Raw genomic sequence first — 21871 nt, forward strand, 5'->3', positions numbered from 1 at the left:
AGGACTTCCATGACCCGGACGAACAACGCCCCGATCACTGCCAGTTCCACGATCTCGACCCGGCAGGCGACGCGGGTGCTGCTGGCCGGCGGTATCGCGGCGGGCCCGCTGTTCCTGGGTGCGGGCCTGATTCAGGGCTTCGCCCGTGAGGGCTTCGACTTCACCCGCAACGCCATAAGCCAGCTCAGCCTCGGTGGCCTGGGCTGGATCCAGGTGACCAGCTTCCTGCTCACCGGGGTGCTGGCCATCGCCGGTGCGATCGGGATACGGCAGGCACTGCGCGACGATCCCGGTGGGGTCCGGGCCTCGCGGTTGGTAGGCGTGTTCGGCGCCTCGTTCCTTCTTGCGGGGGTGTTCACCGCCGACGCCGGCGCCGGGTTCCCGGCCGGTACCCCGGAGGGATCGGCCGCCTCGATGAGTGCGCACGGCGCCGTCCACATGTTCAGCGGGATGGTGGGTTTCCTCGCGTTGTGTGCCGCGTCCTTCGTGCTGGCCAGGCTCTTCGCCGCCCAGCGGCAGCGCGGCTGGGCCATCGCCTGCCGCCTCGTGCCGGTGGGAGTTCTCGTGGGCCTCGCAAGCTCCTCTGTCGCCGTCCTGGCCTTCACGGCCGGAGCGGGACTCGGACTCCTCTGGCTCACCGCAGTGTCGGCCCGGCTTCTCGCCGCCGCGCCGACGGCTCAGCATTAGGCGGAGCCCCTGTGGCTTGCAGGACAGGCGGAGTCCCCTGTGGCTTGCAGGGCGGGCGAGAACGAAGCGACAATCCAAGATCACTAAGCATGGAGAGATGGGACACTGCGACATGACTGAACCGGTAAAGGGCCCTGCCAGTTACTTCCCTTCGATCGAGAAGAAGTACGGCCGTCCGATCACGGAGTGGAAGGACCTCATCCGGTCCTCTTCCCTGACCAAACACATGGAGCTCGTCTCGTGGCTCAAGGCCGAGCACGGCCTCGGTCACGGCCACGCCAATGCCCTCGTCGCACACACGCTCGCCGAAGACAGCGGCAAGTGAACCGTCCTCGCCCCGGACCGCGGGAGGTGTCGGCACGGTGATCCATGGCTCGCCCTTGCGGGTGGCGACCTTCAAACCGCGCGCCCGCCGGGCCGTCGGCCGGATCGGCGGTCACCCTGTCCAGGCCGTTGGTCATTCGAGGTGCGTATCCGGTAGCGGATACGGAGTCGTTCGAACTGGTGGAGCCAGGCGCGGGTTCTGCCCAGGGGGGTGCCGTGCGGGGTGCCGCGGTGGGCGATCCCGAAGTGACCCCGCGTGCTCGGAGGCGACATCGGCACGCGTGCCGAAGCCGTAGCCGCGGTCGGTGAGGAGCCATCGGGGACGATGGCCTGGCCGGCCGCGCAACCTGCGGACGGGTGGGTTGGCGTCCAGCAGCGGCATGAGCTGGGTGAGTTGTGACGGTCTCCGCCGGCGAACGGGAGGGAGAGCGGGATCCGTTTCGGTCGGCAGGTAGTGCTGGTGCCGGACGGGGCCGGCCCGGTCGACCGGCGAAGGCCCGGTATGAGCATCCCTTTTGAGCGCCCGGACATGCGCGGCGTCGATAGCGCGTCGTCCGTCACCAACTGGCTGGCCGCACGGGGATACCGACGTCATCGAGGCGGACGAGCCAGTGGGCCTCAGTGGTCCAACCCAGGAAACAGCGCCCCCCACCCGAGTCGGGCGAGCCCCCGGCTGCGGCCTGGCGCAGGCCGGTCAGCGCCGGAGCGAGCCGAGCCGCGACATGACCTGGATAGCGGGCCATCTCCTCGTCCAGTCGGGCGATCACATGGGACTGTTCCGCAGGACCGCAGAGCGACAGGTGGAACACCATCTGGCGCCATGCGTACGCCGCGTCCTTGATCGTGGACAGCGGTCGCGGGTTGCCGTGTATCCGGGCAGTCAGCAGGCACACGGTGGTGAAGCAGCGCCGAGCCAGGTCTCCCCAACCGGGCTCGGGACTGATGCCGATTCGGCCGACCAGGGTGGCCAGGTTGTGTGTGGTGAGGATCTGGCCCTGCTCGATGATCTTGCCATTCGCTGCCACGGACCAGCTCCGGGTGCTCGTATCGCCGGCCCGCGCTGCGCACAGCTTCGCGAATCCGGGCGAGGTGCGCGCCCGATGGGCCCGGCGCAGCGAGTCGCTCGCCTCGGTGATCGCGAGGTTGCGGACCGCCGCGTAGTCGATGCCGTAGTAGCGCTCGTACAGCGTGCCGTCGAGCAATTCAGCGGCGACCCTCGCCGCCGCAAGAAACTTCGGTGTGAAGGTGCCCATGAAGATGTCCGAGGCCAGCTCCTCCACGAACGGTGCGCCTGCCTCGGCCTGCCGAGCGAGCACACTGAGTTCGCGCACCAGAGGGTTGGGCAGGAGCGTGCCGGGGAAGGCCTGCACGGCCAGTTCGCCGAGTTGACGCAGCACGGTGTGCGCAGCCTCCTGCCCCTGATCGTCGACGCGGTATTGGGCCACTGCACGTACCCAGGGCAGCTCCTCGACCCGTACCTGCCGGGCGAGGTCGAGCAGGAGCAGCGAACGGCGGTTGCGGAACGCCCGGTAGTTCGCGGCCATCAGGGTGCGCAGCGCCAGGTCCTGATACGCCTGCGAACCGGTTGACGCGACCAGCTGCGGCACCAGTTCGGCCAGGACCTCGGCCGAGGGCACCACACCGCGTTCCACGAGGGTACTGATCGGAGCGCTCAGCGCGGCCTCCACGACACGTCGCACCGCCACCGGGATCACCGCCCCCGCGGGCAGCCCGGTCTCCGTGGACTCGCGGGCCGAGACGTCCGCGATCAGTGGTGTCACATCGGCCGCGCCGGTCTGCTGCGGGAGTCCGGACAGTCGGCGCAGAACGAGTTGGGCGAGCGCGTGGTGCGAGGGCTGAGCCGCCTGTGCCGCCTGGCGGGCGCGCAACTCGCGGTGCTGTCCGGAGCCGGGACGGCCACGCCGTCGAACCATGGACTCCACCGCGTGGCGCAGCAGCCCGAGTCGGCGCGCGTCCAGCGGCCGACCTGCGACGGTTTCCTCCAGGGCGCCGCGCAGGATGCCCAGGTTCTCCCTCGGGTCGCGGTGCTTGGTGCAGCGTGTGTGGGTCGCCGCGAGCTCCCGGTAGCGCCGCAGGAGTATCTCGCCGCGCTCCCGCCAGGTGTCGTCCAGCACGTGGTCCAGCACGCGGCCGGTCCCGGCTGTTTCCAGCCAGTGGGCCAGCAGTTCGTCGCCGAAGGGCTGCCAGACGGCGAGCGCCTCGCGCTGGGTCTCCACCGCGGAGTGCGGCCGTCGGGCGGACAAGGACGCGCCGACGTCGCCGACCGTGCGCCGGTGGACTGCCTGAACGTCCGGCGTAGGCAGCACAGACGGCCGAGGCATGAAACGCAGCCGATCGGCCCACGGTTCCAGGATCTCGACAAGCTCCAGCGCGCCGGTCACGTCTCCGGACCGCACCAGCCACGCCACGATCAGCAGCGCGGCTTTCTCGGGCACGACGATCTCGTAACGTCCACTGTCGAGCAGCGCGTACAACCGTGCCAGGCCGGGTTCGGTGAGGCAGTACGCGAACAGTGCCCGACGCCCGACGGGCACCCCCGCCAGGGACGCGGCCTCGCGCTCGTACGGTTGGAGCGGGCCCTCGGCGCTCGCCTCGGAGGTGGCGAATCCGCCTCGTACGACTTCCGGGGTCACCCAGGCGGGCAGCCCAGCCACCGGGGTGCGCGAGCCGATGGTCAGGCGGCCGTCAGCCATACCGGAGAGCACCGCCTGCCAACGGTCGACGCGGCTCGCGGCGCGGTCCCGGGTGTCGGCTTCACCATGGGTCAGCCGGGTCAGGAAGGCCTGGGCCTGCATGGCCTGGGGATACGTCATGGAGTCTCTGGACCCTGTGGAATGCTGCTGCTCAGCGTCATCGCTCATAAGCCGACGTGGCAGGTTCCGCCCCTGCGCCCTCCGGGTCCAGAGCCCGGTGCTCTGCTACTGAGCTACACGCCGATGAGCGTGAGGCTAGACGTCTGTGCGAAGTCCGTGCAAGCGGATTGCCCGAGCGAACTGCCTTCGGTAGCCGGCAGCCGGTAGCTGGTTGCCCGCTGACGACAGGACACCTTCGCAGGGACACCTTCGCGGGGTTGGTCGCCGGGGTTGCGGCCTGCCCACACCAGGTCCTGTCCGTCGAAGCGACCGGTGAAGATGATGACACCGTGGATCAGTTCCACCTTCTGCTGCATGAGCTGGTCGTGCCAGAGGGCACGAGGGTGGGCGGCGCGGGCGTCGATTTTCCGGCTGTCGCCGTCGTCCCAGCACTGGACACGGTGGAAGGCAGTGACGGTGTGGAAGAGAGCGATACGTCGTAGCAGGGAGCTTCCCACCGCGGCCCGCCTGGATCGCGAGCGTTTGAGACTGGGAAGGCGTAGAGGTTGGCGGATTCCACGGGGTCGAGCCGTGGGGTCGTCCAGAGCGGTTGCAGACCGTTGCCTTCGTACCGGTGCCGGTGCCGGCGCTCGACCTCCTCCCAGCTCTCCGCTAGCCCACTGAGAAGCGCGAGCGCGAGACTCGCTGCTTGCCCGAGGTCGCTTTAGTCGGGTCAACCCTGCTCGGCAGGCGGCCCCGTTGACCGGGTGACTCGCCTTGCGATCAGCGCGGACTTCTCCTCCTCAACTCGCGGGCGCAGAGTCCCGGTCAGGCAGGGCGTCAGTGGGCCACGTTCCCCGCATCGATCGGGTGATCTGACCGAGGGGAAAGGTTGCTGCCCGTACGGCTGTAAATGATCAGCAGGACTTCAACTGCCAGCTACCTCTCCACCTCCAGGGAGTCCTGTGCGTACACCCCTTCTGCCTGCGGTCTTCGCTGTGGCGATGTCCATCAGCGTTGCCGCACCATCGGCTTACGCGGCCTCCGAGACGACGGCTTCGGACGTCGGCGGGTTCGTCACCGACGGAGACCACGTCCACGTGTCCAGCACGCCGCCCGCGACAGCATCGGCACATGGATGGTGGCTGGACCCCCTCGGCAAGCACAAGAATGTGAAGGCAAAGGTCACCATCTGGCTTCAGACCAAGCACGGACATACCTGGAAGACTGTCGCAGAGGGGTCCAAGAACGTGAAGGCCGGCGGCAAGGGCGCCAGTTCCCGCCGCGCCAACGCCCGCAAGACATGCGAGAACCGGGACAGAACCCAGTGGCGCAGCGTCATCGATGTCGACTTGATCGGCATCGCGGACTCCCCTGAGAAAGCGGTCACCAAGACCGTCACCCTGTCGTGCGGAGCGTAGAAGGAGTGCAGTGGCATGTACGCGAGCGATCCGACCCTCATCATGGGCCTGCACGGGGTTTTCCACCGGCACCCGTGGATCGCTCGCGTCCTTGCCGAGAACGACCTGGAAGACGAGGACGTGTTCAGTCTCGCCGTGGCCAGGGCGGAAGCTTACGGGTGGAGCACTACTCACCTGGGCCGCGGTCCGCTGGACGGCTGTCGATGGGGACACAACGACGCCGGTGAGGACTGGACCGAGGACAATCGTGTCCGCCAACTGGCCTGGATGCAGGTAGCCGTGGAGGAACAGCTGCACGGCCAACGGCTGCCTCTGCTGCCCGTGGCCACCGTCCTCAGCGACGTACTGCACCACATGGGCACGTACACGCTCACCGGTCTGCACACGGTCGCGCCCCTGCAGCTGTCCACGGACGACAACCTCGTCTACTTGTCGCAGGCCGCGGACTGGGTGGCCACTGCGGGGCCGGGGCCGTCGGCTGACTGTGTCATCACCATCGCAGCCCGGGAATCCGCCGATCTGTCGAACCGAGCACAAGACGTGAACGTACTGATTCTCGAACGTTCCTTCGACCGTCTGGCCATCCATCCCGGCAAACCCCCTGCACCCGCAGGAGGGCTGGCTCCTCCCCTCGTAGGCGAGGTGCAGACCGGGGGAATGCAGAACGCGGCGTCGATCCACTGCTCCTTGCCGGCCTGGTCGCTCGACACCGCCATCTGGGCAGCCGAGGTCACCGCCACCGCAGTACGCGACGCCGGCGTGGCAGAACCGGTGCTCCTGACCATCTCGCGGAATGGCGGCGGTCTCGCACAGAGCGCGTGAGGGGGCTACAGGCCCTCGGGACCGGAACGGTGACGGGCGATTACACGACCGCGCGCGGCACGCCCGGGGTGTTTTCTGAGGTCATTACGCAGGCGACGCGGCAGCCTGGTCCGTCGGTATGGGGCGGCGCCGGCGACGGCCGCGTGCGGCAGCAGAGGTCAGTGATCGGCTGCGGCAGGCACTGAGTCCTCCGCCTCTACCGAATGTCGGACACGACCTGCCGCTCCTTGGCCAGCCCGACCGCCTGAGCCGCACTCCGCAGGTCATCGCGCCCGCACATGTTCCAGCCGGCCAGTGCCTCGGACCGGCCCGCGGATCTTGGTGACAGCCCCGCCGCCCAGCTCATCCGGCTCCTTGCACTCCCTCTTCGAGGGGACAGCTGTCCGGGGCGAGCAGCCTCGCAGGCTCCGGGAAGCCAGCGGTCGCCTGCAGCGACGGGCGGCCCGTCAATTGCTGGATCAGTAGGCCCCTCTTGCTCGCGCGAGCATGGGCGCCGCGGACGGGGCCGGGCTCCAGAGCGCACGGAACCCGCCCAGCGATTGTCGCGGGGCGGGTGCCGTGCGGGTAAAAGCTGATCAGGCCGGGGTGATGTTCTCCGCCTGCGGGCCCTTCTGGCCCTGGGTGACGTCGAAGTTCACCTTCTGGCCTTCCTGGAGCTCACGGAAGCCGGAGCTGGCAATGTTGGAGTAGTGAGCGAAGACGTCGGGGCCGCCGCCGTCCTGCTCGATGAAGCCGAAGCCCTTTTCCGAGTTGAACCACTTGACGGTTCCGCTGGCCATTTTGCCCTCCAAGGGGACTGGTAGTCGGTCCCCGCACCGTGCGGGGACCGGAGGTGATCGCCTTGGTCCTCAGAGACGTTGAACAGCAGAAACGCCCGTGGAAACGTTCACGGGCGACCAGTACTTCGGAACCATGACAGCTGCCCCTGACGGTACACCGGTAGTTCCGCCTTCATCGCGGGAACGCGTGAGGAGATTCTCAAGACGTCACATCCCGGGCCCTGGCGCCTCGCAGTATGGGACGGCCAGCAGCGCGTCGGCCGGTTCGAACCGACCAGCCAGGTCGGCACTGCCTCGCTGCGCTCCACATCCCCGGCGTACTCCCAGCTGGACTCGATCCGCTCCAGCAGGGCCGGCGGGGCGGTGCGCAGGACGAGGCGGTGGAGAAGGGGGCCGTTCTGGCGCAGCGGGGTGAACATCTCGGTCGCGGACACGGGGGTGAGGACGGTCATGGGCACGGTGGCGGGGCCACCGGTACGCTGGGCCAGGCCGGTGACAGGCCCGGTGGTCAGGGTCCGCCGGAGCGGCAGTTCCCGGTAGTCCCGCGGGTGAAGAGCGTGACCGGCGAGTGCGGTGCGCAGAACACCGCCGAGGGCCTCCGGGGCGGCGATGACCGTGCCGGGCATCGCCTCGCGCAGGCTGGCGGCGAGGGTCCTCTTGCCGCCGCCGAAGGGGGCGTCGAGCCAGAGGATCACGTGCCCTCCGCGGTTGCGGCGGGTGTCCCGCAGTGCTCAACGGGCGTCCGGAGAAGCATGTCACGGCCTGGCCACTGGAACACCATGCGTGACAACGGTCTGTCCACTACGTCCCCGGCGGGCAGCAGGTGATCGGGTGTCCCGGCCGGGTGCACGGTCAGGCCCGGGTTGTCGCCGTCGCGTACGTCACGGTCCCAGGCCCGCACCGTGGCCGCCAACTGCTGGGCAAGCTGAGGCCCTTGCTCTCCGAAGGCATGGACAACCCACTCCCATTCCCTGTCGGCCGGGCTGTCGCCGAGCCGGGTCTGGACGTGGACGAGGTAGGCCAGTGCGGCGTTGCCGAGGATCGCCGGGGCGTCGCCGTCCTTCGCGATCAGGGTGACGCCGGTGCCCTTGTCCCGGTGGGCGGACAGGCGGCAGAAGCAGGGCAGGGTCGTGGCCGCGTAGAGCTGGAGCGAGCCGAAGTAGAAGCCGCTGCCCATCTTGACCCCGGTGGCGATTTCGTGACGCGGTCCGCGCAGCGCCTCCTCCAACCCCTCTGTGGGGGCGGGGTCGCCGTCCTCGAACCGGAGCCGCAGTTCACCGCCGAGGAGGTCGACGACCGGGATGATCCGTGCGTGCTCGCCCTGGGCGCGGATGAACCCGCAGTGCGTGAACCTCTCCGCGTGCAGGACATTCCCGGCCCGCCGGAACGTGATGGCCCGGGTATGGCCGCCGATCTCGAGCGGCAGGACCAGGCGTCCGCCCTCGGCGAGCTGCTCGCGCCAGGCAGGCGCGATGTCCCATACGTTGTAGGTGATCACGGTTGCGTCGAACCCGCTCCGGGGGACGAGGTGGGCGGGGGCGCCGAGGGCGGCGTCGCCGTGGAAGGCGGTCACGTCTTTGCTGCCGGCCTCCGTGGTGAGCCTGCGGGTGCGGTGCACGATGTACGGGTCGATGTCTCCGGTGACGATCCGTCCGTTGGGGCCGACGACGTGGGCGAGAAGCGCGGCGTTGTAGCCGCCGGACCCTGCCTCGTGCACGACCGATCCGGCCTCCAGCTGGAGGCTTTCGATCATGTCGGCCTGGAGCCAGGCCGCACTCACCGAACTCGTCGGCTTGCCCGTGCCGTCGAGGCGGGTGACGACGGCCAGGTCGTCGTACGCCGTCTTGAGGTCCCTCTCCGGCGCGTATCGGTGCCGGGGCACCGCGCGCAGCGCATCCTGAACCCTCTCGGAGGGTGCCCAGCCACCGGCGATAACAGCCTCGGCCATCGCGTGGCGCCGCCGGACAGCTTCGGCAGGCTCGCCGGGTACGGGCGGCTGCGCAACGGCGAGGGGATAGGTATGGACGGGCGGCAGGCCGGGGATGACTCCGGGCCAGATGGCGTCGAGCGTCTGCGCGGATGGTGTGAAGATGTTCCCGGCGTGGGCGAGGCCGTGGAGGTCGTGCCACTCCCACCGCTCGAAAAGCGACGTCTCACGATTGGTGAGGGTGCCGGACCAGGCGGTGATCCGAACGGCTGCCGTCAGACGGGGCACGCCGTGGCTGTCGTCGGCGAGCATCGCCACCACGTACGCGTCGCAGACCGAGGCGGTCAGGCCGGTCTCCTCCGCGAGCTCCCGTACCGCCGCCGAGGCGAAGTCCTCCGAACCGGAAGTCTTGCCGCCCGGCAGTTCCCACATGCCCCGGGTGGACCGGCCGAGCAGGACCCGGCCGGCCTCATCGGTGACGACTGCGAGGGCACCGGTCAGGGCATGGCCGGTGGGCGGCTGCTTTTCGACCGCAGTTGTGCCGACGTTCCTTGGACCGCGCAGAACGAGGACGGCGAGCCCGTCCGCTTCCAGCCGCTCGGCCCGACCCCAGCCCGCGGTGAGCAGACGGATCTCGCCTTCGTCGAGAGCGATGTCCCGCCGCTCCTTCGGGGTGTGCTCGGCGGTGGGCGTGATGACGACGAGCGCGCCGCCGGGGCGCAGCCGCTCACCGAGCGCGTGGAGGGTACGGCTGCGGTCGCGCAGGAACGGGTACGCCAGGCGCAGCGTGATCAGGTCGTAGCCGTCCTGGTGCAGCTCCACCAGGTCCTCGCGCTCGATATCCAGCCGCAACCAGCGCACTCCCTCCATGTCGGCGTGCTCGGTCCGGGCCCGCTCGATCGCACTGTCGGCGAAGTCGACGGCATCCACGAGATATCCGAGGCAGGAGAGGTGGAGAGCCAGCCCGCCGGTCCCGCAGCCCACGTCGAGCGCGCGCCCGCCGCCGTCCGGCACAGGGGTGTGTTCGGCGAGCAGCGCCCGCTCGGCCTCACCCAACTGCCGGAAGTTCTTCCCGTCGGCGTAGTGCTTGTGCCATTCCTCGCGGACGACGTACCCCATGGTGTTGCTCCTCAGCTGGTCGGGTGCGTTGGGTGTGGTGTTCACAGGCGGCCCGTGGCACGGAGCCTGGCCCGGGTGCGGCGGCCCCGTTCGAGGAGTTCGCGTACACGCCGGTCGTACCTGCCCTCCGCTCAGTGCCGAGGCAGGACTGGATGAGCCCCTTCAGGGCCGAGGTCCATTCCGCCTCGTAGGTCCAGAGGCTCCCGTCACCCATGACCGCGACCGCCGCCCCGGGGGGTGGTGACGCGGTCGGCCATCGCCAGGGCAGCTTGACGGCCCATCCAGTGGAAAGCCCGGGAGCATGTGGCCAGATCAGCCCTGTAGCCGGCGTACGGGGCGGTGAACTCCTCGGCGGCGATGGCATGGTAGGCGGCAGCTGACTGTCCGAGCAGTGGCCGAAGCAGCTCGGAAGCTGTGCGGAGCATGTCCTCGTCCCGGTCGAGGAGGTCCACGCGGCCGATCTGCGCAGGGGGGCGGGAAGCAGACCCTCGGTCACCTGACCGGTGCCCGAGCTCAGATCGAGCAGCGTCGGCCGGTCGATGCCCTCCAGGGGCCGGGCGAGGAGCTGAATGGCCTCGTCCGGGATCCCGGGTCGGTAGCGGGCGTAGTCGGGCGTCGCCGAGTCGAACACGTTCACGACTCTCCTTGCTAGGTACGGGAAGGGGCGGCCTGCCCGGGTACAGCCGTGAGCGGCGGCAGTACCCAGTCCAGGGCGCCGGGGCCGGTTCTGGAGACGATGTACTGCTCCCCTTTGTCTGCCGGGATGTCGACGTGGAACCGGTCGGGGCACCCGGCGCATGTCCAGAGGGCGTCGACCTCTTCGAGCTCGGCCCACACCTCGCGGGGCCGTGCACGCGCACGGTGCCGTCGCCTGGACTGGCCACGGCCCAGGAGTCCTCCTCGGGTGCGATCACGGTGAGTGTGTCGGCCTGGAAGCGCCGGACCACCCCTGGGACGAGGTATGCGGCCGACAGCCAGAACCCGTACGCCTCGTCCGCGGGCGGCGTGAAAGCAGTGGTGCGGGAACGTCCTGACCGGCGTCGTCCCGCGGCCCGGACCGTGGCGGAGCGGGGTGCTCGGCGTGGTGGGTCTTGATCACCTCATGAGCCCACGGGCACATCGACAGCTGCTCCATGGTGGCGACGTCGAACCAGGCGAACATGATCCCTCCGGTGACGGGCAGATCGTGGGCGACGCCGTCCCAGTGGGCCGTGTAGACCTGGATGTTCCCCTCGGTGACGTTCGGGTCGTGGGCCTTCGCAGTCGTGTAGGGGGCGATGTCGCAGAGGACGAGCCCCGTCTCTTCGAGGATCTCGCGGGTGATCGCTTCGTCCAGGGTCTCGCCCGGCTCGGGCCCGCCACCGACCAGGGACCAGGTGCCCGGGTCGCAGATCGGTTTGTGTGCGTCCCTCAGGTGCAGGAGGTATTCGCCGCGGCCGTTGTCGATCAGGACGGCAGTGCTCGCGTGCTGAGAGGACGGGGATGTGTTCAAGGTATTACCGCCTAGGCACAGGGAGTTGGATGGAGCTTCGGGCAGGCTCCGCAGCGCGCGGAACGGGGAGCGGCACCGATCGTGAGGCTGCCGGCCGCGTCCTGGAACGGCGAGGAGCGACGGGACCGGCATGGGCGGAGCCGGGGCCGGGACGCTGAGCGTCAGGGTGATGCGGTCTCACACACCCTCCCCGGCAGGCTTGTTGTCCTTCGCCCCGCTGCGCTGTGCGGGGACAGTGGGGTGGTAGGCGCGGGACTGCAGCAGATACGCGTCCCGGAACGCTCCCGTGCCGGTCGCCGGATCCATGAGCTCGTCGAACGTCCCGGATTCGGCGACCCGGCCCTGGTGAAGTACGTAGATCAGGTCGGCGTGGCGTACCGAGTGCAGCCGGTGTGTGATCAGAATGACCGTCTGGCCCTGACCGGCCAGATTGCGGATCTGGTCGAAGACCCGCTGCTCAGCCACCGCGTCCAGCGCACTGGTGGGCTCGTCGACGATCAGTACCTCGGCGGCGCGCAGCCGCGCCCGCGCGATCCCCATACGCTGCCACTGTCCGCCGGAGATCTGGTGCCCGCCCCGGTAGCCGCGGGCCAGGAGCGTGGACAGACCTCGCGGCAATTCGGCCAGGACCTCATCGGCGCCCGCATAGGCGGCAGCAGATTCGATCGCGGTGTCGTCCATCGGGCCGGAGGAGCGGCCGATGCCGATATTGACCCGCGCGGTGAACGGCCACCTGTAGAAGTCCTGGGCCACCATGGCGACCCGCCCGAAGATCTGGGACCGGTTGGCCTCGGCAGTGTCGACGTCGCCCCACACGACGCGTCCGCTTCCCGGATCCGGCTGGTAGAGGCCGCACAGCAGCTTCACGAGCGTCGACTTGCCGCTGCCGTTGCTCCCCACCAGGGCGACCGTCTTCCCCGCCGGAATGGTGATGTCGACATCGCGCAGGGACGGCTCCGGGGCGGTACTGCCGGGGTAGGTGAAGGTGACCTTCTCGAAGCGGATGTCCTGCACCCGCTCCGGCAGGTCGAGCCCGGTCGTGGGGATGGCCCGGTCGGTGGCCTCCACACACAGCTTCTCGAAGTCGGCGACGAACAGGGCTTCTTGGTGGAGGTCGGTGACCTGCAGCACCAGCCGGTCAAGACTTGCCGAGCCGGTACGGATCGCGAGGACCGCAGTACCGGCCACCGAGAGGTCCATCCTCCCGGTCCACAGCAGGAGACCCAGCACCCCGTAGGTGAAGACTGTCGCCAGACCCGTGGCGCCGTCGGCGATCAGCCCCTTGCGCGCGGACTCGCGGGCCAGACGAGTCTGCTCACGCTCACTGGTCTGGGCCATGCCCCGGAAGTGGGTCAGCAGGAACGGGCCGACATCGTGGACCCGCACCTCGGCGGCCGCCTGCTGATCGATCAGCAGCCGCCCCAGTAACTGCCCGGCTCGGGCATGCTGAACGAACTGATGAAAGGAGACGTACCGCATCTTCGCGATCGTCAGCGAACTCCACGCGCTCGGCAGCGTCATCGCCACCAGCAACGGCAATAGCACCGGGTGCAGAACCGTCAGCACACCTGCCGCAGCGACCAAAGAGATCAACGAGCTGAGGACCGCCGTGCAGTACTTCACCATCCGCCGCGCCGAGTCAGCCCCGTAACCGGCAGAGTCCAGCAACCGGTGGAACTCGTCATCCTCGACCGCGGACAGCTCCACCCGGGCCACGAGCGACAGATACCGCTCGGTCGCCACCCGCTGCACCCTCGGCTCCAGCCCACCGGTCGCCGATGTCGACGCCGACCGCAGCAACGAGCCGATCACCCCCGTGAGGGCGACAGCGGTCAGGGCCGGCACGGCCCGCTCCAGCCGCTCCACCGTCGAACCGCCTGCCAGCAGGTGCCCCAGGACCGCGTTGACAGCGACCAGACCAACAGCCTGAGCGATACCCCGGCCCAACTCGGCCGACCACACCGTGCGCAGCGCCCGCGCGTCAGCCTGGTGCGCCAGCCGGACGGCGATGGCGACCAGCTTCGGCAGAGTACGGGCCATCGCCCACAGATCGAGGGCGAGCCACGCCCCCTGATGCCGGCTCCAGCCGATGTCGTAGGCCAGCTCTCCGCCGAACAGGAGGCGTTCGGATTCCGAGACCCCGATGTCGGCCGGTGTCTGGTCGACGGACTCCTCGCTCATGCCCTCCACCTCGTGTCCGACCCAGCTGAACGGCGGGCGAAGGCGCCGACCCGCCGTGCCCCAGGGGCCGAAAAAGCCGGGACGGGCCGCCGTCGTTCGATTCCGAGGGGCTGATGTGCGGGGGTGGGTACAGGATTCATCGAGTCCTCCAGTAGGCCATCGAATGGCACGGATGCTCTAGAAACGGTGCTTCTGGCTCGCCGTAACGGGTGACAGTGGGGGCAACGCGGGACATCTGTGCGAATTTTGGGGTCGATCCCATGCGTTGTGGGGCGGGGCCCTTGAAACGTCCTCGTTCGAGGGATGGTCGCTCGTTCGGCCGTCTCTTCCGAGGGATTCCGGCCAACCTGAAACCCTGGCCGCCCCGTGCGGCAACTGCGCGGCGACGGCGCGCGCCGCGCGCAGTCACGGTGGCGGCAATGGCCCGATTCCACACGGCCACAGCCCCGCCGCCCTGCCGGCGTGCCAGGCTGCCACCCACTGCGCAGCCCTACCCGTCCTCTTGCGACCCGGCGACGCGCGACAACACCACCCCGACAGCGAGGAAAGCCCCATGACCGACGACTCCACATCAGAGGTGTTCACCGGCGGCTGCCTGTGCGGACAACTCCGTTTCGAAGCGACGGGAGAGCCCTACGACCCCCACCTGTGCTCCTGCCCCCACTGCACCCGACTGTCCGGCGGCGCGTTCATGACCTGGGTCGGCTTCCGCCGGACCTCCTTCACCTGGACCGGTCCCGGCACGCCCGCCTCGTTTCGGCCCTGGCCCACGCTGGAGCGGTGGTCCTGTCCCGCGTGCGCGACGCACCTGGGGGCGGCGGGTGAAGGGGATGACTATCTCGGCGTCTGCGTTTCGGCCCTCGACAACGGTGCCGAGATCGTCCCCATCGGGCACAGCTTCCGCGACGGCACCCCCGCATGGCTTCCGCCCATCCCCTCTACCCAACCGGCGTCCTGATCCGCCGGGCCCCGAGCGGGTCCCGACGAGTGCCGTCACAAGGTAGGAGATGGGAGCAACCGGTCTGCTGACCCCCAGTTGCACTGTCCAGGACACCGAGCGCCACGGCAGGAGGAGCCGCCGCCCCTTTCGGGTGCGGCACACTCATGTGGTGGTGTGTCCGACGGAGTTGCTCCAGGCGCTGATGCCGTCCTCAGAGCGGAGGGGGACGATCGGGGCACCGACGTACGCGGGCTCGACGAAGCACAGCCTGGCAGTGCCACACGTCCAGGCGTCGGTGCGACACATGCTGCGACCTCTTGCCGACCATGCTCCGTGCACGAGTACTCGGCCAACCGACCAGGAGTCACGGGGAGTTGTCGTCAAATGTCACGCCCACATCAGGAGTGAGGCGGGGTTGACTGCTGCTTCGTGGGACCGGGCGGTACTGCCGTAGCGGGTGGGGATGCCGCGCCACTGCTTCAGGTGGTTGAAGCACCGTTCCACCACGTTGCCGGGCCAGGCCCAGCCCAGCCTGGTCCGATGCGAGGGACCCGGATCGCTTCCATCACTGCGGTGAACTGGGTGCAGTCATTGGTGTTCCAGCCCGTGACGACGAAGGCGGGCGCGCCGCCCCGGGCGTCGCAGGCGAGGTGGATCTTGCGGGTCAGACCGCCCCGGGACCGGCCGAGTGCCGGGGCGTGGAGCCCCCTTCTCGGGCCCCGGCAGCATCCTGGTGGGCCCGGACGGTGTGGAGCGTGGCCCACCGACCGTAACGCTCGGGCACGTCCCGCCGGGCCGTCCCGGTCCGGAACTTCCACACGATCCCGTTCAGAACCCTGTGGTCGTCCAGCCGCTTTCGTCCCCGCAACGATTCAGGCGGCAGCGGCCGGACGAACTCCCACTCGGTATCGGTCGGTTCATGACGACGTATCACGACCCCGTGATCCACCATCCGGGATCATTTGAAGATGCTGCCTAGGGTCGGACGGAACTCGGGTCGGAGGCCGTGGCGTCGACCGTTTCGGTACGCTCCATGGCCACCCGCAGCGTCACGGCAGCCACGAATCCCGCCACCAACCCACAGGTCAGGGCGGCCGGGACGCCGCCACCGATGCCGGCGGACAGTTGCAGCAGCCCCCAGTGCAGGCCCACACCGTCCGTAGCCACCCGCAGCACCTGGCTCGCCAGCAGCCCGAGGACGGTCGCGCAGACCGCGCCCGCCGCCATCGCCGGGACGGTGGTCCGGGTGAGCAGTCCGGGCAGCCGCCGCAGTGCCCACCACACCACGGCGAGCAGCAATACGTCGGCGGCCCGGTACAGGAGCCAGTCGCCGAGCGGCGTGCCCGCCGGGCTCGACCAGGCGCCGAGCAGCAGCCACTGGCGCAGGAGATCACCCGGTTCGGCGAACAGCCCGTTGCCGGGGGAGACCGTCTGGAGGGCGGCGGCGACCTCCTGGTACGAGAGGACCACCAGGGACAGTGCGATCACCGCGGTCCCGGCGGTTGCGGCCAGGCGGGCGGCGCGCGCCGGGACGGCCTCCTGCGGCAGCGGACCGGCTCCCTCGGCGGTGACCCGCGCGACGAGCACCGTCCCCACTGCCGCGACCAGCGCGGTCGCCACCAGGGCCTGTCGTCCGGAGGAAATCACGCTCGCCAGCTGGGGCAGGAAACGGTAACTGCCGTGCCCCTGCGAGGCGATGAGCCACGGCGCGGAAACGGTCACCGCCAGGGTCCCGGCCACCAGACCCCAGGCCCACACCGCGAGCAGCGCGGCCGGCATCCTGCCGTGTACCGGTGGCAGCCTGCGGATCAGGAGCAGCGCCACGGGCACGAAGAAGGCGAAGACCGCGGCGAACCGGATCTGCAGCGCGGTTGTGTACAGCGCGAGGTAGCGGGTGCTGCCGTTCCCGGCCGTGTCCCCGGTCCCGCCGGACACCTCAACCCCGAACCCAACCGAGGCCGGAGGGTCGTACGACCAAGGGGTGAGCCAATGTTCGAGCTCGGCAGCGGCCCGGCCGCCGATCACACCGGTGGTACCCGGCAGGTGAAGCGCCTGCGTACTCGCCCCCGCCCACCACAGGAGTGCCGTGAGGAGCAGCCCTCCCACCAGTGCCGGAATCGCCGCGCGCCGGTATGTCATGTGCTGCCCCGCCTTGACCGCTCATCCCGTGAATTCCCTGGCCATGGAGATTACGAGGCGCTGGTCACGTCCGGATCACGGTCGTACGTCCACTTGCCCGGACACCGGGGAAGACGGCGCGAGTTGGACGTGTCGAGGGCGATCGGCCAGTCGGTGATCGGTGCGGTGGCTGCCGAGCCGACTTCCGGAGTCGTACGGTCAGCCTCGGAGTTCGAACAGATCCTCGTCACTGAGACTCAGATCGTCGGCCCCGAGATTCTCCTCCAAGTGGTCGAGAGAACCGGTGCCCGGAATCGCCAGCACCGACGGAGACATCGCCAGCAGCGAGGCGATCTGCACCTGCGCCGTGGTCGCGCCCAGGCGTACCGCGACCTTGCCGAGCCGTTCGGCGTCGAGCGGATTTCCGCCACCGCCGAGCGGGAAGTACGGCACGTACGCGATACCCGCTTCCGCGCATTCCGCGAGCAGCCCCATGTCACCGGCGTGCTGGTTCTGCACCGCCGCGACGGGTGCGATCGTCCGGGCCTCGGCAAACTGGACGGCGTCGACATTACTGACACCCAGGTGCCGGATCAGCCCCTCCTCCCGGAGCTCGGCCAATACCGCGAACCGTTCGGCGATCGACTCGCCACCCGGCCCGGTCATCCCGCCCACTCGCAGATAGACCAGGTCGAGCCGGTCCAGCCCGAGGGAGCGCAGATCCGACTCGACCAGGCCGCGCAGCTGATCAGGCGTCGCCTGCTCGCTCGGCACACCATCGGGCCCGAGCAGCGGCCCGACCTTCGTCGCGATGACCAGGTCGTCACGGTATGGGGCCAACGCCGTACGGATCAGCTCATTGGCCCGCACCTCTCCTCTGCCGTAGAAGCCGGCGGTGTCGATGTGGTTCACACCCAGTTCCACGGCGCGCCGGAGTACCGCGATGCCGCTCTCCGGAGCTCGCGGCGGACCGTCGAAGGTCCCCATCGCCAGGCGCATAGCGCCGAAGCCGAGCCGGTTGATGGTCAGGTCTCCGCCGAGGGAGAAGGTCTTGATCGTCATGAGGCTCATGGTGCCCGCCGCCACGAGGGTCGGCGAGCTCGCGGCAGCTTGCTGCCAGACTGGAGGGATGCGGAACGAACCCGTGTTTTCAGTCCAAGGGGACGCAGAGCTGATCGCGCGTGCCGGTCATCTCTTCGAGTCCGCGCACAGCGAGTTCCTGTGTGCCGCCAGGGACCTCAAGACCTGGTCACAACCGGAGTCCCGAGCGGCCATCCAGAGCCGGATGCGTGCCACGGAATCCCCGGGCTTCGCTGCTCGAAAGCTGCTTAGCCCGGTAGCGCTCGCCGAGGAGGAGGCCCGCGCGCACCTGCGGCTGGTACAGAAAGAAGGGGCTCTTGTACGGATCAGCAGCTCACCGCTGCCGCACGAGACCATCCTCATCGACCGGCGGGTGATGATCCTCGCCGGCCGGGAGACGCCCACCGGGCGTGAGTACACCGTGACGATGTCGCAGATCCTGATCGACGGGGTTCATTCGCTGTTCGGAGCGATCTGGGACGAGTCGTCCGATCTCGACACCTATCTGCGCAGCGACGTCCCCCATCTCGATGCCGACGGCCGCATGATTCTCAAAGCCCTCGGTTCGGGACTCACCGACCAGTCGGCGGCCAAACGGCTGGGTATCTCGCTGCGTACCTACCGACGACGCGTGGCCGAGCTGATGACCAAGCTTGAGGCGGGCTCCCGCTTCCAGGCCGGGCTACGTGCGGGTGAGCTGGGGCTGCCCCGCTGACCGTAGTGATCATCCATGCCTTCAGCGATCCGTACACTTGAGCGCCTCGGGTCACGCAACCGATCGCCGTGGCAACCCGAAGAACTTCCGAAGCCAACATCCCGGACGGGACCTCGCGGATACGGCCCAACACTCTGACCGGGCAACTTCGCCGGGTCCGGACGGGCGGAACTCCGTACCGACGTCTCTGTTGGCGGATAGGTTCATGTTCACGATGAAGGAGGGGTGTGATCATGGCAGAACGTGCTGTTCCGCCTCGTGTGGTGGCCGCGGAGCGTGTCGCCTCCGAGGCGGGATTCAAGAAGAGTTGTATCCCTGAAGTGGGCAGATTGCTCAGACTGGCCGCCGCTGCAAAACCCCAGGGAACCATTGCGGAGAGCGGCACCGGCTCGGGAGTGGGCACCGCGTGGCTGCACAGCGGCCTTGGCGCCGGTGCACGCCTGGTCACCGTGGAGCGTGACGAGGAGCTGGCCCGTCGAGCGGCCGGTGTCTTCGCGGACGACAAGCGCGTCAGCGTTCTCACTGGGGACTGGCGGCTGCTTGAGCAGCATGCCCCGTTCGACGTCTTCTTCTGCGACGGCGGAGGTAAGCGTGACGACCCCCAGGGAGTCGTCGATCAGCTCGCTCCCGGTGGCCTTCTCATCCTGGACGACTTCACTCCCTCGCCTCATTGGCCGCCTCGATTCGGCGGCGAAGTGGATGAGCTCCGCTTGTTCTACCTCACCCATCCAGCCCTGGAAGCCACCGAAATTCTCACAACTCCCACCAGTTCAGCGGTTGTTGCGGTACGCCGCCCGTAGCGGCGGCGAACTGTTGCAGCAGTTTGGAACGTGCCTCGAACGGGTTGATCGGTCCAGGACGGGCAGGTCGGGGTGGAGCGCAACTCGATGTGATGCTTCTTCGCCCAGCGCGGGATCTTCTCACTCCCGTGGTCCTGCGCGGCGTGCAGGAGCCCGCAGGTCGGGGCGCGGTCGGGGCGGGCCGCCCGGATCGGCCTTGAGTGCGGCGAGGGTGTTGGCGATTGCCTTCCGGTGTATCGCGGGATTCCGTTCGGACCGGCGCTGCTCGATCCAACATGTGCCGACGGTGGGCCGGATGCCGCGCAGGCACCGTAGCCCTTGAGACGGGCTCTGCTACCACCGACACCTGGTTCCCACCGGCCGGGGCCGGTACCGTCCCCGCGCGGTCGGCCGAACTGGGCACTCCGACAGGAAGGCCGATGCCTCCTCACGGAACCCCGCTTCTCCGCGAATGGGCAGGTCATCGTCGATGCCGTCACCAAGTTGGTGACGGCCCGGCCCGGCCTGTGCCCGGCATCACGACTACCGCCTCCACCCTGATCACCCACGGCACCGGCATCCTGTTCGCCGCCACACCACCCAGTTGATCCCACTGCCGCGCGCCGTACCGCCGGTGCGGGGCAAGCGCGGCCGGCCCCGTCACCGCCCGGATGCGCGCTCATCTGCTGGCGGCGACTGCACGCTCTGCCGAGCGGGGGCCGGCTGGCCCTCCCGCGCCCACGGCCGCAGCTTCTCCGGATTGCGGACCACCCAGATCCGGGTGACGCGCCCGTCGGAGACGTCGAACGAGGCCACGGTCATGACGACGCCGGCACGCTGGGCCACCAGACCCGGCATACCGTTGACCGACCGCTCCAGGAGTTCGAGCCCCGGAGCCTTGTCGGCGATGGCGACCATGTACTGGGCGATGCGCGTGCCGCCCTCGACCGGGCGCAGAACGGTGCCGACCATGCCGCCGCCGTCGGCGGTCATGACTGCGGCCGGGTTGAGGAGACCGATGAGAGCTTCGATGTCCTTGGTCTCCCATGCCTCTTTGACGTGCCTCACCACGTCGGTCCGGCCGGTCGCCGCCACCGGAGCGGGCGCGACGCTCACCCGCCGCCGGGCGGAGGCCGCCAACTGCTTGCAGGCCGCAGGCGTCCGGCCGAGAACGTCGGCGATCTCGGTGAACGGGTACCGGAAGACGTCGTGCAGGATGAACGCGACCCGCTCGGCGGGCGTCATCGACTCCAGGACGACGAGGAAGGCCATGGTTACCGACTCGTCCAGGACGATCTGGTCGGCGGGGTCTGGAGGGCCGGTGGGGTCGGCGCCGCCCGCGTGGTCCCACTCGGTGCGGTCGGGCAGCGGCTCGGGCAACCACGCGCCGACATAGCGTTCACGGCGGGCCCTCGCCGAGCCGAGCAGGTCCAGGCAGATGCGGCTGGTCACTGTCGTCAGCCAGGCGCCGGGGGAAAGGATCTCCTCCTGCCGGCCTCGCGGCAGCCCGTACCAGCGTGCGTAGGCATCCTGTACGGCGTCCTCGGCCTCGGTCACCGAACCGAGCAACCGGTAAGCGACATTGATCAGTTGGCGCCGCTCACCGAATATCTCATCCGTGCTGGTCCCGACAGTCCCCATGCTTCCGGTCGCCCCCTCGCCTTACCTTTCGCACGCCCGCTTCGTCGGGCTGGTGAGACCTTATCGATCTACCGCCCGAGGGCGGAAAAGGAGAATGCGACATGGCCACTCAGGAGACGGCGACGGCGAGCGTGCAGCGTGGCTCTTCGTTCTTGCAGGTCGCAATCGCCCTGCAGACCCTGACGATCTTCCTTCAGGCGGTCTCCGCCGGACTGCTGCTGACCTCGTCCTTCGGAGAGACGCTGCACAGTGTCGGAGCCCGTGTGATGTACGGGGCGTCGATGCTGTACGTGCTCGCGGCGGTGCTGGCATGGAAGCCGGGTGGCGGCTCGCCCCGGCCTGTCTGGCATGCGTCAGGTTTCCTCGTACTCGCCTCGGTTCAAGTCGTGCTCGGCATCGCTCACGTTCCGTCGGTCCATCTCCCCCTGGGTGTCCTGATGTTCGGTCTGAGCGTGCTGGCACTGGCCCGGCGCCAGGGTCCGATACGGGGCCGCGCGGATCAATTCAGCTAGTAGGGCCTTGTTGGGGGGTGTCGTAGGGCTGCCATGGGGTGGGTTGGCGGCAGGTGGGGCAGGTGCCGGTCCAGGTGGTTGACAGGTGTTGGAGGAGGTCCAGTCCCAGGGTGGTCTTCGTACCGGAAGCCGGCGTTCGCGCCGTAACCGGCGTCCGCGACCAGCACCGCGGCAGGAGCCCGACCGCTGCCGGTTCGTCGAGCATCTCCAGCGCAAGTTGCCACCTCGGCCGGTGACGCTCAGCGTCGGGGATCCGGCAACGGCCTTGCTGTTTGCGGCCCGTCCCAGCCCTGCCGCGAGCTCGAAGGTAGAGTTCCTCATCGAAGTCACTGTTTACGAAAGAAGAGTCATGCCCCGAAAGACGGCGGCTGCTCTACGTCTGGATGCCATCTGCCGGTCCCATCTTCGGGACTACCGGCGCCGGCCTTCACGGTTTTCACCCCACACGCGTCGTCAGGCGTCTCGTTTCGAAGCTGAACGGGGCCTTCCCGTCCGGGAGCTCGAAGGCGCCGTCCAGTGCT

General features: G+C 68.9%; 20 protein-coding genes, 1 tRNA gene and 1 pseudogene. 8 read left to right on the plus strand and 14 right to left on the minus strand.

All coding sequences use genetic code 11. The annotated features are described in order from the left end of the window. The first annotated feature begins 9 nt into the window (after positions 1-9). Together ACFV8T_RS29890 and ACFV8T_RS29895 are read left to right on the plus strand one after the other, a co-directional pair. On the plus strand, positions 10-687 hold the full coding sequence (locus ACFV8T_RS29890) for a DUF998 domain-containing protein (protein ID WP_385333575.1): 678 nt from the start codon (positions 10-12) through the stop codon (positions 685-687). 112 nt (positions 688-799) lie between these two features. Then, positions 800-1012 carry a DUF4287 domain-containing protein gene (locus tag ACFV8T_RS29895; protein WP_385333578.1) on the plus strand — a complete coding sequence of 71 codons (213 nt, stop codon included), beginning with the start codon at positions 800-802 and terminating at the stop codon, positions 1010-1012. Positions 1013-1568: 556 nt separating this feature from the next. On the opposite strand, the gene ACFV8T_RS29900 is transcribed toward ACFV8T_RS29895, so the two are convergent. The 3 genes from ACFV8T_RS29900 to ACFV8T_RS29910 all read right to left on the minus strand — a co-directional run bounded on the left by ACFV8T_RS29900 (position 1569) and on the right by ACFV8T_RS29910 (position 4201). Further along, complete coding sequence (locus ACFV8T_RS29900; RefSeq protein ID WP_385333581.1) at positions 1569-3893, minus strand: hypothetical protein; 2325 nt, start codon at positions 3891-3893, stop codon at positions 1569-1571. Between the two features lie 3 nt (positions 3894-3896). Next, a tRNA-Gln gene (locus ACFV8T_RS29905) sits at positions 3897-3968 on the minus strand. Next, complete coding sequence (locus ACFV8T_RS29910; protein ID WP_385333584.1) at positions 3959-4201, minus strand: hypothetical protein; 243 nt, start codon at positions 4199-4201, stop codon at positions 3959-3961. Before ACFV8T_RS29910 ends, ACFV8T_RS29905 begins: the two co-directional genes overlap by 10 nt. A gap of 627 nt (positions 4202-4828) precedes the next feature. Here ACFV8T_RS29910 and ACFV8T_RS29915 point away from each other — a divergent pair. Together ACFV8T_RS29915 and ACFV8T_RS29920 are read left to right on the plus strand one after the other, a co-directional pair. Further along, positions 4829-5245, plus strand: coding sequence for a hypothetical protein (locus tag ACFV8T_RS29915; protein WP_385333586.1), 417 nt, complete (start codon positions 4829-4831; stop codon positions 5243-5245). A gap of 15 nt (positions 5246-5260) precedes the next feature. Next, positions 5261-6067, plus strand: coding sequence for a hypothetical protein (locus tag ACFV8T_RS29920; RefSeq protein WP_385333589.1), 807 nt, complete (start codon positions 5261-5263; stop codon positions 6065-6067). 196 nt (positions 6068-6263) lie between these two features. Here the strand turns inward: ACFV8T_RS29920 and ACFV8T_RS29925 are convergent, their stop codons facing one another. The 7 genes from ACFV8T_RS29925 to ACFV8T_RS29955 all read right to left on the minus strand — a co-directional run bounded on the left by ACFV8T_RS29925 (position 6264) and on the right by ACFV8T_RS29955 (position 13565). Continuing rightward, complete coding sequence (locus tag ACFV8T_RS29925; RefSeq protein ID WP_385333592.1) at positions 6264-6413, minus strand: hypothetical protein; 150 nt, start codon at positions 6411-6413, stop codon at positions 6264-6266. Between the two features lie 229 nt (positions 6414-6642). After that, a complete protein-coding gene (locus ACFV8T_RS29930) occupies positions 6643-6846 on the minus strand; it encodes a cold-shock protein (protein WP_010982331.1) in 204 nt (67 codons plus the stop codon). Positions 6847-6953: 107 nt separating this feature from the next. After that, positions 6954-7541 (minus strand): hypothetical protein, encoded by a 588-nt coding sequence (locus ACFV8T_RS29935; protein WP_385333594.1) that lies wholly within the window; start codon positions 7539-7541, stop codon positions 6954-6956. Then, the gene (gene fxlM, locus ACFV8T_RS29940) at positions 7538-9892 is read right to left on the minus strand and encodes a methyltransferase, FxLD system (protein ID WP_385333809.1); all 2355 of its coding nucleotides are present in this window, start codon (positions 9890-9892) and stop codon (positions 7538-7540) included. The genes ACFV8T_RS29935 and fxlM overlap by 4 nt, the downstream gene beginning before the upstream one ends. Positions 9893-10098: 206 nt before the next feature. Next, positions 10099-10344 carry a hypothetical protein gene (locus tag ACFV8T_RS29945; protein ID WP_385333596.1) on the minus strand — a complete coding sequence of 82 codons (246 nt, stop codon included), beginning with the start codon at positions 10342-10344 and terminating at the stop codon, positions 10099-10101. A gap of 458 nt (positions 10345-10802) precedes the next feature. Further along, positions 10803-11384, minus strand: coding sequence for an NUDIX domain-containing protein (locus tag ACFV8T_RS29950; RefSeq protein WP_385333598.1), 582 nt, complete (start codon positions 11382-11384; stop codon positions 10803-10805). A gap of 177 nt (positions 11385-11561) precedes the next feature. After that, positions 11562-13565, minus strand: a complete 2004-nt coding sequence (locus tag ACFV8T_RS29955) for an ABC transporter ATP-binding protein (RefSeq protein ID WP_385333600.1) — start codon at positions 13563-13565, stop codon at positions 11562-11564. 553 nt (positions 13566-14118) lie between these two features. On the opposite strand from ACFV8T_RS29955, the gene ACFV8T_RS29960 reads away from it, so the two are divergent. Continuing rightward, a complete protein-coding gene (locus ACFV8T_RS29960; protein WP_385333602.1) occupies positions 14119-14523 on the plus strand; it encodes a GFA family protein in 405 nt (134 codons plus the stop codon). Between the two features lie 369 nt (positions 14524-14892). On the opposite strand, the pseudogene ACFV8T_RS29965 reads toward ACFV8T_RS29960, so the two are convergent. The 3 genes and pseudogenes from ACFV8T_RS29965 to ACFV8T_RS29975 form a co-directional block, all read right to left on the minus strand. Next, positions 14893-15457 (minus strand): annotated as a pseudogene (locus ACFV8T_RS29965) (transposase). Between the two features lie 23 nt (positions 15458-15480). Beyond that, positions 15481-16644 carry a hypothetical protein gene (locus ACFV8T_RS29970; protein WP_385333605.1) on the minus strand — a complete coding sequence of 388 codons (1164 nt, stop codon included), beginning with the start codon at positions 16642-16644 and terminating at the stop codon, positions 15481-15483. A gap of 198 nt (positions 16645-16842) precedes the next feature. After that, on the minus strand, positions 16843-17685 hold the full coding sequence (locus ACFV8T_RS29975; RefSeq protein ID WP_385333607.1) for an oxidoreductase: 843 nt from the start codon (positions 17683-17685) through the stop codon (positions 16843-16845). Positions 17686-17752: 67 nt separating this feature from the next. On the opposite strand from ACFV8T_RS29975, the gene ACFV8T_RS29980 reads away from it, so the two are divergent. Together ACFV8T_RS29980 and ACFV8T_RS29985 are read left to right on the plus strand one after the other, a co-directional pair. Then, complete coding sequence (locus ACFV8T_RS29980; RefSeq protein ID WP_385333609.1) at positions 17753-18418, plus strand: DNA-binding response regulator; 666 nt, start codon at positions 17753-17755, stop codon at positions 18416-18418. 227 nt (positions 18419-18645) lie between these two features. Next, a complete protein-coding gene (locus tag ACFV8T_RS29985; protein WP_385333612.1) occupies positions 18646-19218 on the plus strand; it encodes an O-methyltransferase in 573 nt (190 codons plus the stop codon). Between the two features lie 639 nt (positions 19219-19857). On the opposite strand, the gene sigJ is transcribed toward ACFV8T_RS29985, so the two are convergent. After that, positions 19858-20838 carry an RNA polymerase sigma factor SigJ gene (sigJ, locus tag ACFV8T_RS29990; protein ID WP_385333614.1) on the minus strand — a complete coding sequence of 327 codons (981 nt, stop codon included), beginning with the start codon at positions 20836-20838 and terminating at the stop codon, positions 19858-19860. A 101-nt stretch (positions 20839-20939) separates the two neighbouring features. On the opposite strand from sigJ, the gene ACFV8T_RS29995 reads away from it, so the two are divergent. Continuing rightward, positions 20940-21350, plus strand: coding sequence for a hypothetical protein (locus ACFV8T_RS29995; protein WP_385333617.1), 411 nt, complete (start codon positions 20940-20942; stop codon positions 21348-21350). The last annotated feature ends 521 nt before the right edge of the window (positions 21351-21871 follow it).

This window comes from Streptomyces sp. NPDC059832 (genome assembly GCF_042731715.1).
Classification (GTDB): Bacteria; Actinomycetota; Actinomycetes; order Streptomycetales; family Streptomycetaceae; genus Streptomyces.

Coding starts and splice junctions, on each gene's coding strand:
- ACFV8T_RS29975 (WP_385333607.1), bottom strand. CDS start 17,685: ATGACGATCAAGACCTTCTCCCTCGGCGGAGACCTGACCATCAACCGG.
- ACFV8T_RS29960 (WP_385333602.1), top strand. CDS start 14,119: ATGACCGACGACTCCACATCAGAGGTGTTCACCGGCGGCTGCCTGTGC.
- ACFV8T_RS29915 (WP_385333586.1), top strand. CDS start 4,829: ATGTCCATCAGCGTTGCCGCACCATCGGCTTACGCGGCCTCCGAGACG.
- ACFV8T_RS29930 (WP_010982331.1), bottom strand. CDS start 6,846: ATGGCCAGCGGAACCGTCAAGTGGTTCAACTCGGAAAAGGGCTTCGGC.
- ACFV8T_RS29895 (WP_385333578.1), top strand. CDS start 800: ATGACTGAACCGGTAAAGGGCCCTGCCAGTTACTTCCCTTCGATCGAG.
- ACFV8T_RS29995 (WP_385333617.1), top strand. CDS start 20,940: ATGGCCACTCAGGAGACGGCGACGGCGAGCGTGCAGCGTGGCTCTTCG.
- fxlM (WP_385333809.1), bottom strand. CDS start 9,892: ATGGGGTACGTCGTCCGCGAGGAATGGCACAAGCACTACGCCGACGGG.
- ACFV8T_RS29980 (WP_385333609.1), top strand. CDS start 17,753: ATGCGGAACGAACCCGTGTTTTCAGTCCAAGGGGACGCAGAGCTGATC.
- ACFV8T_RS29910 (WP_385333584.1), bottom strand. CDS start 4,201: ATGCAGCAGAAGGTGGAACTGATCCACGGTGTCATCATCTTCACCGGT.
- ACFV8T_RS29890 (WP_385333575.1), top strand. CDS start 10: ATGACCCGGACGAACAACGCCCCGATCACTGCCAGTTCCACGATCTCG.
- ACFV8T_RS29900 (WP_385333581.1), bottom strand. CDS start 3,893: ATGAGCGATGACGCTGAGCAGCAGCATTCCACAGGGTCCAGAGACTCC.
- ACFV8T_RS29925 (WP_385333592.1), bottom strand. CDS start 6,413: ATGAGCTGGGCGGCGGGGCTGTCACCAAGATCCGCGGGCCGGTCCGAG.
- sigJ (WP_385333614.1), bottom strand. CDS start 20,838: ATGGGGACTGTCGGGACCAGCACGGATGAGATATTCGGTGAGCGGCGC.
- ACFV8T_RS29955 (WP_385333600.1), bottom strand. CDS start 13,565: ATGAGCGAGGAGTCCGTCGACCAGACACCGGCCGACATCGGGGTCTCG.
- ACFV8T_RS29970 (WP_385333605.1), bottom strand. CDS start 16,644: ATGACATACCGGCGCGCGGCGATTCCGGCACTGGTGGGAGGGCTGCTC.
- ACFV8T_RS29920 (WP_385333589.1), top strand. CDS start 5,261: ATGTACGCGAGCGATCCGACCCTCATCATGGGCCTGCACGGGGTTTTC.